16 protein-coding genes and 2 pseudogenes are annotated in these 9,604 nt (G+C 57.8%); 13 read left to right on the top strand and 5 right to left on the bottom strand.

What is annotated here, in order from left to right:
- Window positions 1-65: 65 nt before the first annotated feature.
- Window positions 66-434 (bottom strand): hypothetical protein, encoded by a 369-nt coding sequence (locus CUJ84_RS04415; RefSeq protein ID WP_105008085.1) that lies wholly within the window; start codon window positions 432-434, stop codon window positions 66-68.
- Between the two features lie 73 nt (window positions 435-507).
- A complete protein-coding gene (locus tag CUJ84_RS04410; RefSeq protein WP_027685551.1) occupies window positions 508-912 on the bottom strand; it encodes a hypothetical protein in 405 nt (134 codons plus the stop codon).
- 191 nt (window positions 913-1,103) lie between these two features.
- On the opposite strand from CUJ84_RS04410, the gene CUJ84_RS04405 reads away from it, so the two are divergent.
- The 8 genes from CUJ84_RS04405 to CUJ84_RS04375 all read left to right on the top strand — a co-directional run bounded on the left by CUJ84_RS04405 (window position 1,104) and on the right by CUJ84_RS04375 (window position 4,394).
- Window positions 1,104-1,406: a hypothetical protein gene (locus CUJ84_RS04405; RefSeq protein WP_018449489.1), complete on the top strand. Its 303-nt coding sequence runs from the start codon at window positions 1,104-1,106 to the stop codon at window positions 1,404-1,406.
- Between the two features lie 140 nt (window positions 1,407-1,546).
- Window positions 1,547-1,810, top strand: a complete 264-nt coding sequence (locus CUJ84_RS04400) for a DUF1488 domain-containing protein (protein ID WP_105005334.1) — start codon at window positions 1,547-1,549, stop codon at window positions 1,808-1,810.
- Between the two features lie 76 nt (window positions 1,811-1,886).
- Window positions 1,887-2,249 carry a hypothetical protein gene (locus tag CUJ84_RS04395; RefSeq protein WP_105005333.1) on the top strand — a complete coding sequence of 121 codons (363 nt, stop codon included), beginning with the start codon at window positions 1,887-1,889 and terminating at the stop codon, window positions 2,247-2,249.
- A 71-nt stretch (window positions 2,250-2,320) separates the two neighbouring features.
- Window positions 2,321-2,467, top strand: coding sequence for a hypothetical protein (locus tag CUJ84_RS38210; protein ID WP_199788771.1), 147 nt, complete (start codon window positions 2,321-2,323; stop codon window positions 2,465-2,467).
- Window positions 2,468-2,553: 86 nt separating this feature from the next.
- Window positions 2,554-2,997: a pyridoxamine 5'-phosphate oxidase family protein gene (locus CUJ84_RS04390; RefSeq protein ID WP_105005332.1), complete on the top strand. Its 444-nt coding sequence runs from the start codon at window positions 2,554-2,556 to the stop codon at window positions 2,995-2,997.
- A gap of 212 nt (window positions 2,998-3,209) precedes the next feature.
- Window positions 3,210-3,446, top strand: coding sequence for a hypothetical protein (locus tag CUJ84_RS04385; RefSeq protein ID WP_105005331.1), 237 nt, complete (start codon window positions 3,210-3,212; stop codon window positions 3,444-3,446).
- Between the two features lie 116 nt (window positions 3,447-3,562).
- Window positions 3,563-3,745 (top strand): DUF3606 domain-containing protein, encoded by a 183-nt coding sequence (locus CUJ84_RS04380; RefSeq protein ID WP_105005330.1) that lies wholly within the window; start codon window positions 3,563-3,565, stop codon window positions 3,743-3,745.
- Window positions 3,746-4,193: 448 nt separating this feature from the next.
- Window positions 4,194-4,394, top strand: a complete 201-nt coding sequence (locus CUJ84_RS04375) for a hypothetical protein (protein ID WP_027685556.1) — start codon at window positions 4,194-4,196, stop codon at window positions 4,392-4,394.
- A gap of 615 nt (window positions 4,395-5,009) precedes the next feature.
- Here the strand turns inward: CUJ84_RS04375 and CUJ84_RS04365 are convergent.
- Window positions 5,010-5,195, bottom strand: a complete 186-nt coding sequence (locus CUJ84_RS04365; RefSeq protein ID WP_105005329.1) for a hypothetical protein — start codon at window positions 5,193-5,195, stop codon at window positions 5,010-5,012.
- Window positions 5,196-5,474: 279 nt separating this feature from the next.
- Window positions 5,475-5,889 (bottom strand): annotated as a pseudogene (locus CUJ84_RS38205) (DUF1515 domain-containing protein).
- A 225-nt stretch (window positions 5,890-6,114) separates the two neighbouring features.
- Between CUJ84_RS38205 and CUJ84_RS04350 the strand changes: the two are divergent.
- Window positions 6,115-6,878, top strand: a pseudogene (locus CUJ84_RS04350) (IS5 family transposase).
- A gap of 13 nt (window positions 6,879-6,891) precedes the next feature.
- On the opposite strand, the gene CUJ84_RS04345 reads toward CUJ84_RS04350, so the two are convergent.
- Window positions 6,892-7,134: a hypothetical protein gene (locus CUJ84_RS04345; RefSeq protein WP_245457526.1), complete on the bottom strand. Its 243-nt coding sequence runs from the start codon at window positions 7,132-7,134 to the stop codon at window positions 6,892-6,894.
- Between the two features lie 185 nt (window positions 7,135-7,319).
- On the opposite strand from CUJ84_RS04345, the gene CUJ84_RS04340 reads away from it, so the two are divergent.
- From CUJ84_RS04340 to CUJ84_RS04325, 4 genes are all read left to right on the top strand, one after another.
- Window positions 7,320-8,165, top strand: coding sequence for a dienelactone hydrolase family protein (locus CUJ84_RS04340; protein WP_105005326.1), 846 nt, complete (start codon window positions 7,320-7,322; stop codon window positions 8,163-8,165).
- A gap of 86 nt (window positions 8,166-8,251) precedes the next feature.
- On the top strand, window positions 8,252-8,431 hold the full coding sequence (locus CUJ84_RS04335) for a hypothetical protein (RefSeq protein ID WP_199788770.1): 180 nt from the start codon (window positions 8,252-8,254) through the stop codon (window positions 8,429-8,431).
- 332 nt (window positions 8,432-8,763) lie between these two features.
- Window positions 8,764-9,093, top strand: coding sequence for an ArsR/SmtB family transcription factor (locus CUJ84_RS04330; protein WP_105005324.1), 330 nt, complete (start codon window positions 8,764-8,766; stop codon window positions 9,091-9,093).
- On the top strand, window positions 9,090-9,554 hold the full coding sequence (locus tag CUJ84_RS04325; protein ID WP_027685562.1) for an SRPBCC family protein: 465 nt from the start codon (window positions 9,090-9,092) through the stop codon (window positions 9,552-9,554). The genes CUJ84_RS04330 and CUJ84_RS04325 overlap by 4 nt, the downstream gene beginning before the upstream one ends.
- The last annotated feature ends 50 nt before the right edge of the window (window positions 9,555-9,604 follow it).

Below are 9,604 nucleotides of genomic sequence, written 5' to 3'. Positions count from 1 at the left end.
GGGCTCTTCGAACCGGTCTGTCGGCAAGAAATCTATAGGGCGCCGCCCGCCCCTCTATTTCCTGCTCAGGAAGATTTCAGCTTCGTTGTCTTTGCGCGCAGACGGGATTTGCCCTTTTGGCGGTTTGCTTCTTGCCGCTTTATCGCGTCGGATTGGCTGCGTTGCGCAGCCTCCAATTGTTGCCGCGTCGGGAGATCATGGTCGTAGGTGGAAGCGCTGAATGCCGTCGCGTTGTCGAACGGACCTTTGTGTGGACGCGCCAGACCATAGGCTTGCTTATCAGCGTTATCGATCCCCTGCTCCGGTGACCGCGCTTGACGCGCCTGCGTTATCAGATCGTCGGCGGTCGAGCTTGACGTCGCGCTTTTCCGCACGGGGGCGATGATCTCGCGTTTCCTGGCCCGGTCCTTTTGATCGGCGTGAATCCCAGACATGTCTTCTTCCTTGTTCGTCATGTCATCGTGACGATCGATCGGGCGTTGCCGGCGACGTCGCAGCAGGGCCTGTTCACGGGATCTCGGACACTCGTTCAGGCAGCCTGGTTTTGGGAAAGCGGTAAGCTGGCGGCCGCAGCGGTGCGTCCGCACGCCCAGACGCCGTATACCGCGCGATCCGATAGGCTTTCACCGGGGCGCCACCGTCATCCTGCCATCTGGCAAAGGAGCCGTCTTCCAGTGCCTGTGGAAGCGGGCCTGAACTCAACTGTGTCGCGAGATACATTTTCAGAGCCGATTTCAACGCGGCCTCATCGACGATCCCCATCTGGAAACAATGAATGAGGAAACTTGTGGCGCTGATCTCGCCATCATCGGTCGCGTAGGTTTCGCCGCCGCGAAAGCCGGCCTTTCGGAGGATACGGTCCAGCATTCTCAAATTGTGGATATCGAAAAATTGATCTGATGTGGAAGACATGGCGTCCTCCTTCGTTGGGGCTAGGGTTCGCTGGCGCCAGGGTTTACTGGCGCGCCCCAAGCAGCGGTGCCCGTATCGTGCCCGCCGATAGTTCAGTTTGCGCTCTTTGCCATCTGACCGCAACCTCATTCGGCGGCAGCCATTGATAATGGCGTGGCGGAACCCATTTTAAAGAGAGGAGGATACGCATCATGCAGTTCAACGGTGAAGCGACCCTCACAAAGCCGTCGGCACTGGCGGTTTCGGAAAGACGTGCGCTCATAGATCACCTCAGAGAGGTGATCGCAGGCCTGGCTCACGGGCTGGCCGCCGACGGATTGCTGGACCTTGTGCCGCCTCTGCTTGAGATAAACAAAGTCCTCCGCGATATGACGGACGAAATTTCGCGTGCGGACCCGGTCTATTCCGACGAGATCATCACTGGTACGGTGCGCTTGATCAAGACATCGCAGGCATTGCTTGATGACCGGGTCATCGTGCAGACGATCCATTAAGACCTGCCGACAGTCGGGCATGACGGCAGGCTGATTGCCAACCATCTGGCATCGAGCGCCTCGTTTCCTAGTGCATCTAGAATTATCGCCGGGTCCGAGGTCCGCAGAGCGCCTCCCGCCCACTTCCAAGGACAACCGCAATGGCACTTATCTTTCCCAACAGAAGCCGCAGCTTCGACGAAGCGAGAAAAGGTGTCCGCTTCACCGGCTATGACGGCATGTTCGAGGTCAGGTTTCTGGTCGAAGAAGCAGCGCTCGGCAGCGCGATCACCCGGAATTCTTCCGAAGCCGCATTTCTCAACGCCTTTGATGCGGCGCGTTCTTCCATTCAGGAGGCTGCGTCGAGAGTCTATCAGCATCGACGCGGAAACAACTTCACGCTCACGGCTGCAGATTTTCGCTGATCGCGAGAAGTCGCAAGGCCGGTGAACTGAAACGGCCACCATCCGGCTACTGCCGGATGACAGGGGGAGAAAGCATATGGTTTCCACACGATACCGCCCGAAAGACCTGAAGCTGGCGCGTCGCCATATCGTGAAGGCGGCGCACCGCGTTGCCGATCAGGAAATGCTGATCAGGAAACTATTGCGCAAAGGCAGACCCTCCGGATCGGCCTATGCACTGCTCAGCAGGCTCTACGACGATCAACGGCGTAAACTCGATCGGCTGAAACTGATCGAAACGATGGTTGAGGTAGAAGCGCAACCCTGCATGGACGTGCCCCGCAATCCTGCCCCCTCCGCGCCGCCCCTTGCGATCGTGCACAGCAGCGGGATCTCTTTGCCGGACCGGCAATCCGCCACGCCTTGTAGCGCAGATGATTGGCGCCCATATTTGGTGTAGTGGCAGCTTGTGAACGGGCGCTGCTTCCCGGGGTAATCAGAGTTATCCGGCCCCAACCAAAGGAGGGCATGATGTCTTCCACGGTACACAGCCATTCGTGGAAACGCCTGGCCCAGCATATCGGCAGGTTCAGGTATATCGACTTTCTGGTGAAATCGACACCAGCCATCTGTCTGGCCTTTATCGTCTATATCATTCTCAACGATGTGTTCTGGTAGGCGCTGCAAGACTGTTGCGGCGAGCCCAAGACGCTTGGCTGCCTATCAAACGAAGGGCTGAAACGCTGACGGAATTGGATAATGCGATGCAACTGCGAGAAATGGGTGAACAAGACTGCCTCGCCTTTCTGGCAGGCCACACCCGTGGCCATCTGGCATGCCTGGGCGAAAAATACCCCTATATCGTTCCCATTCAGTATGCCTATGAAACAGGCCGGCTTTTCATATTTTCCATGCCGGGCCTGAAGATTGATCTGTTGCGGGCCCATTCACCCGCCTGCGTTCAGGTTGAAGAATTCGGTGAAAACCGAACGTGGAAGAGCGTGCTTGTTCAGGGCACCTATGATGAGCTGACCGATACGCCGGCCCGGCATGACGAACGCATCCACGCCTGGTCTCTGCTGCAGAAGCAACCGTTCTGGTGGGAACCCGGAGCGTTTGCCTTAAACTCGGAAAGCGAAGATAGCCCTGCTCCCTCCATATTCTTCGGCATCTCGATTGAGATGGTATCGGGGAGGCAAGTGGTTTAACATGCGGGCGTTCAGACTGGCCGCGCCTTGATCCTTGATTCGCAAGGCGGCGCTGCTGCATGATATATGGAACTCCAGACAGACACCCCAGCTAAACGCTGTCCGATACCAGCCTTTCCCATAGGGGCGCGGATTGCTTGATGCATCTTACCAACGTGGCCTGCCGAACCGGCACCGCGTTGAATGCCACGCGACCACCCATAGGGAAAACGATGACAGACACACCTGAGAATGAAGCGCTTTTCAACATCACCGGGCACTATGTGCAGGAATTGAAGGCCGTTCTTCAAAGCGAGAGCATTGTCGAAGGCACCGACTACGAAAACAGCGCCTTCAACGAAAAACGACGGGCGGAAGGACTGCACCTCCTGCGATTCCACAAGACCGGCACGGCAGCGCAGGCGACGCAGATCTGGGAAAAACACATGACGGCCCGAGCTCATCGATAAGACGGCACGAAGCCCATTCTTCGATTGATGCCGACTTGAGAGCGCCGGGTCTCCGATCTTCGGTCCGGAGACGGCGTTGGCACGTCCAGCTCAACATTTCCATGAAAGGAAAAATCATGTCCAATGACAAGCCGAAAAAGATCCAACCCGCCAAAGAGGCCGTGACTGAGGCGCCCTACGAAGTCATCTATTTCGCCAAGAAACATCGCATTTCCAACGAGGATGCCAGGGACATCATTGAGAAGCACGGCGCCAATCGCAAAGAGGCTGATAAGGCCGGCCGCCGTATCAGCGTCTAGAGCATGATGCCGAAAAGTGTGAGCGGTTTTCGGACGACATCATGCTCTAACTCTTTAATTGAGAACAGGATTCAGATTTTGGGCCGACCCGGCCTAAAATCATCCTGTTCCAGGGCAGAAAATAGCCTCGCAGGCGCTAAACTCTAAGGGCTTCATTTGATGCATGTCATTATCCCAAAACCGCGCACAGTTTTGGGCGACATGCATTAGCCGTGGCTGGCTTTGCATCTGCTTGCGATGCCACGATGCAACATCAGCGGACGAATTAACCCTACTGGCTTACCTTAATATCAGCATGCGCTTGAATACATCCGGCCCTATGCCATCGTAGCTTCAACGACAACACTTCTGGTTCCTGAAGCAGCTCGCCGGAACCGTGGCCCGCCTTTCCCTGGAGAGACTGGCTTGCCGTCATAGGGCCCGAGCTAGATCGAATGGAGGGTATGCCATGAACAACGTCTTGGAATTTCGTCCAAAATGCCCGCATGTCGAAAGTCTGTCCGACTGCCGGGAAGCGCTTGAACCGGCTGTGATGAAAATCGTCAGCGACGCCATCGGCAAGGGGTACACGGCCGCGGAAGCCGCCATGGTGGTTGCCGATATCGCCGACGATTACATCCTCATGCTCTCGCGGCAACTGCAGCATTGACAGGCTTTCCTGGCGCGCAGCTGTGCCTTCTTGATCCATCGCAGATGCTGGCGCCGACGCGGATCGCCGCGTCTTGGAGCGTGTGAACTTCCAACGTCGACAAACGACAAATGACTTTGCCCGCTGACGACAGCCGGGAGCAAAGCGCCTTATCATCATATTTGCATGAGTGGACCGCGCAGCAACTGCAGGGGTAGCAGTGGTACAGGAGACGAGACCTGCCACGCGATCCGCCGGCAAAACCCCTGATATTGTCGGAAGTTCCGCGTCAGAGATACGACGCCACGATCCCGGAAATTCCGCCTGGGGATCATCGACAACCTGCCCGGGCACGTTGCGACCGTCACACCGATAAGCTCCCGCCGGGCGAAAACCGACAGGCACATCACAACGCCAACGAAAAACCCCGCCGGAGCGGGGCTTTCAGCGGATCCGAGTGGAGCAGACCGAAGATTCGGCCCACGTCTCAAACAAGATCGATCATGTCAAAACCCGGCAAAAGCACCTCTTTCGCGAGCGTTCACGGCGCTGCTCTGTTTCGGTCAATCTTTGAATCATCGCCGTAATGTAGCGTGTAGTCATCACGTGCGACGTCTTCCGCGACCCCTTCCCCACCTACCGCCACCTTGGCTGCCGCGGCGAAGCATTGGCCTGGATTTCATGGAGCGGCGCCCGAGACCCGAGAAGTTTTTTCAGCTTCTTCTCCTCTGCCGGGCCGATCCCAAACTTGCGGCAATGTTCGGCGACATCGTGCTCTCGCGGGCCGGGAATGCGAACTTGGCGATTGCTCATGCTCTTCATGACCATTTCCTCCTGAGAGGAAAACCAACAGGCCGCCGTTTTGTTCGTTAGCGACGTCTAGAATTTAGGAGTTTGGTTTGCTTCGGTTTTGGGGCGAGCAAGAGTATCGGTCTGCCGGGCGCCACGGCGGGCGGCGCGGAAAAGGATCACCAATGGGTTCCATTTTCATAAAACGAAACAGCGCCATCGCCACCGCAATAGTAGGCTATCTGTAGAGCACGAGATGCATCTGCGCACGCCACACCCAAGACCGGCGGCCCGATGACCGGCGCCGCCAGATCAATTGATCTTCAACCAATGCCGAAGCGCCGCCACTGCGCCGTCGCTCGCATAGGCGATCATCCCGCCAATCGTCAGGCCGGCAAAGGCGATAAGCCCCGATATCCCGTAGCCGATCGTTTTCATCCGCTTCCACTCTTCAAGCGCCGGCCCGACCGCCTCCTGGTTCTTCTCGACGGTCTCCTTGAGGCTTTTGATTTCCTCGCGGATCTGCGCATCCGCGCCGCCGCTGACAGCCATGGGCTTTCTGCCTGGCCTGCTCGTCGAGCCGCTTGTGGATCACGGCACGGCTATCATGGGCATTGGCCTTTTCGTCGCTGACCTCCTTGCGCAGAAGCGCGACGTTGTCCTCGATGCCGGTCAGCCTTCCCTCGACGCGCCCGAGAGCGCGGAGAATATCGTCATTCGATGTCATCTGTATCCGCGCTCGACTAGAGCAATTCCAGGAAAAGTGCGAAGCGGTTTTCCCAGGCAAAGCGCGAAGCGGTTTTGCCGAGAACTGCGTAAAAACAAAAGGCTAGAGCGGTCCTGCGCTTCCGTTAAAAGCTGAACCGCTCTAGGTCCAATCGACATTCAGGATTCACGTCAGACTTAATGTGTGATTCATAGGTCTCCGGATTGATTGATCTGGAGACCTCAGATGGCCAAGCGATATGAACTGACTGCCTCTCAATGGCGCCGTATCTGCGATCTTTTGCCGGGCAAGCCCGGAGATCCTGGCCGATGCGGGCAGGATAACCTTTTGTTTGTGAACGCGGTTTTGTGGGTGTTGCGGTCCGGAGCCCATTGGCATGACCTGCCTGAGCGCTACGGCAAGTACAAGACAGTCCACAAGCGCTTCACCCGGTGGGCCAAGGCGGGAGTCTGGGAGACGGTGTTCGATCATCTCGTCAAGGATCCCGACAACGACTATGTCGCCCTCGATTCTTCACTGGTGCGCGCCCACCAGCAGGCGGCCACCGGAAAGGGTGGCGGCCAAAAAGGGGGGACCAAGCTTTGGGGCGCTCCCGAGGAGGACTGACCACCAAGATCCACATGGCCACCGATGGCAGAGGGCGGCCACTCAGGATCATCCTCACTCCTGGCCAGCGCGGCGATGTCACCCAGGCCCCAGCCTTGCTCGAAGGACTAGAAGCCCGCCGCGTTCTCGCCGATAAAGCCTATGATTCTAATGCATTGCGACAAGTCATCAGCAATCTGGGTGCCGAAGCCGTCATCCCATGCAATCCGACGCGTAAGCACCTCATCCCATACGACTTCGACGCCTACAAAGCTCGAAACCTCATCGAGCGCTGCTTCAACAAGCTCAAACACTTCCGTCGCATCGCAACCCGTTACGACAGGCGCGCCGTCAACTTCCTAAGCTTCATCCACCTAGCCGCCGCCCTCGTCTGGATGCGATGAATGTCGATTCAGCCTAGGGGTAAAATTTCAGCTTTTCGGATTGCGGCAATCGGCCGACAAATCGCAAGATCCCTTGCAGCGTCGGGTGGACATACGACGTGGTATCGAGGTTCATGCCGTGGGCCAGCAGCGCGGCATTGTCCTGGACGTTGGTGGCGAATATCTCCTGCACCTTATAGTCGGCCGTCCCGTCGCCATCGTCGATGCGGCCATAGGTGTTTCTCGACGTCCATTGACCAGACTGATATTCGAACATGATGCGAGTGCCGTCCGGCACTGAAGCCGGCCAGGGGGTGATCAAGGGCTTCTAACCGCAACATGCGGTTAATTTGAAATCCACCCAACCCGACCCAATCGGCGGTAAAACCCCTCGCCCGCTTTGCGCGCCTTCAGGTCCGGCGTATAATTGGCGGGCTGTTGATCCAACGGTGGAGAAGCTCAGTGAAAACCACGAGACTTTTTCTTTGCCTTGCCGCTTTTCTCAGCGTCACGTTCGCTGGAAACCCGGCTGGTGCCGACGAGCTGGTTCACTTCGAAAGCGCGCCTGTCAAGCTAAGCCCATTTCGAATAAGCAAGGCGAGAGAACAGGGAGAAATTCTTTCTCAACCGCAGGGCACGCCGTTGCTCGGATATCTATCCCGCCCCCAGGGTGATGGCCCCTTCCCGGCGGTCGTCGTCCTGCATGGATGCGAGGGTCTGCGTTTGAGCGTCAAGGAGCTTTGGCCGAAACGGCTGGTCGCATGGGGTTACGTCGTGCTGGTCGTCGATAGCTTCACCACCCGCAACATCAAGGACCCGTGTCAAAACCATCTCCCCGATCGCGTCTTCGACGCCTATGGGGCTTTGAATTTTTTATCGAAACAAAGCTTAGTCGATATCAGGCGCGTTGCCTTGATGGGCTTTTCAACGGGCGGCACCGCGACGCTGGAGGGGACAAAAATCGAAGGCAACGAACAGCTGATGGACCGCAAATTCAACGCAGCGGTTGCCTACTATCCCCTCTGCGCGGCAACTCAGGGCGATGCGACGGTGCCGATCTTGATTTTAACTGGCGAACGAGACAATTGGAGCCCGGCCGACCGATGCCGGAAGAGGCTTGCCCGTCTCAGTGACAATAGCCCGCCCATCGAGCTCAACATCTACAAGGGCACCTACCACGATTTCGATGCCCCGGAGTTTAAGGTGGGAAGGAGGGTGTTTGGTCATATCGAAAAATACAATCCGGACGCCGCCGGAAAGTCCATCCGCAGCGTTCGCACATTCCTTCAAACGCACCTCTCGAACTAAAGTCCGAGGTTTGTCCGCTTGAGCGCTGATATTGTTGAAACAAGGCGCCCGGTGTTATGGTGGGTGCTCGCAAGAGGAGCGAGCGGATGATCTGGATCTACTCTGTCATCGGCGTCTTGAGCGGCGCGCTACTGATCGGCCTCGCGATCTGGGTCGGCACCTCCCCGTCACTGTCCGACCGAAAATCATGGCTCCCGCAACCGAGCGGGAACTCCGTAGAGCCGTATGATGCCAATATCACGGACACCGGTAACGAAGGGTCCTAGGTAAACCATTGCCGAGGCATGAGGCACGCGGGTTCAATCGTTGCATTGGCTTGCGCAGGGTTCCGCGCCGGCGGCGAGTTTGGCGGAAACGCACCCCCAACCTCCGTCATCCCAGGCCTCGAGCCTGGGATCCATGCCGGTGGCTGATGGAGGCCGACGTGGATCCTCGGGTCAAGCCCTGGGAAGACGGAGCAAGGGGCGAACTCTGCGGAAAATACAGCGACGTACGGCGAGAATTGTGCGAACGCGCCGCCGCGGAATGACTATCGACCAATCACCCACCACAACAATTAGTATTGACTCATCAATTAGTATCCGCTATTTATTCCCCCATGACCGAAGCCGCCTCCATCACCACCGTCATGCGCGCCCTTGCCGATCCCACGCGGCGGGCCGTCTTCGAGCAGATCGTCAATTCCGACGAGATCACCGTCGTCGAACTGACGCGGGCAAGCAGCGTCACGCAGGGCGCCATCTCTCAGCACCTCAAGGCGCTGAAACAGGCGGGCCTGGTCGCCGAGCGCCCCGAAGGGCGGAAGGTCTATTACCGCGCCGAGCCGGAAGGCCTGGAGCCGCTTGTCGACTGGATGAGCCATTACGGCGTCTTCTGGCGCGACCGCTTTGCCAATCTCAGAACATTGCTGAAGGAAATCGATCCATGAGCGACGCCGCATTGAAGCCCGACACGCAAGAGATCGTGGTCGACGAGATTTTCCCGCATCGGCCGGAGACGATCTGGAAAACGCTGACCACGGCCAATCTGATGGGCCGCTGGCTGATGATGCCGGCGGGCTTCGAGCCGGTGGAAGGCAAGCGCTTCTCCTACCAGACGACGCCGGCTGGCGCCTGGGACGGCACCATTCACTGCCAGGTGCTGGAAGTGAAGCCGAACGAGCGTCTCTCCTATGCCTGGAAAGGCGGGCATGAGGGAAACGCCGGCTACGGCTCCCCGCTCAACACCGTGGTCACCTTCATTCTGTCCGAGGTCGAAGCCGGCACGCGGCTTCGCCTCATCCATTCCGGCTTCGTCCTGCCTAGGAATGAAACGGCCTTCCAGAAGATGGGCGAAGGCTGGAAGAAGGTCGTGAAGAACATCGGCGCCATCGTCGACGAGACGGACTGAGGCGACCGACATCGCGCTTGCCGACGCAACGTTTTATTCGGCAGCGCTTC

The sequence above is a fragment of the Rhizobium leguminosarum genome (genome assembly GCF_002953715.1).
Lineage (GTDB): Bacteria > Pseudomonadota > Alphaproteobacteria > Rhizobiales > Rhizobiaceae > Rhizobium > Rhizobium leguminosarum_V.
Note: the sequence above shows the minus strand (reverse complement) of the source record. Positions and strands in the feature narration are given on the sequence as shown.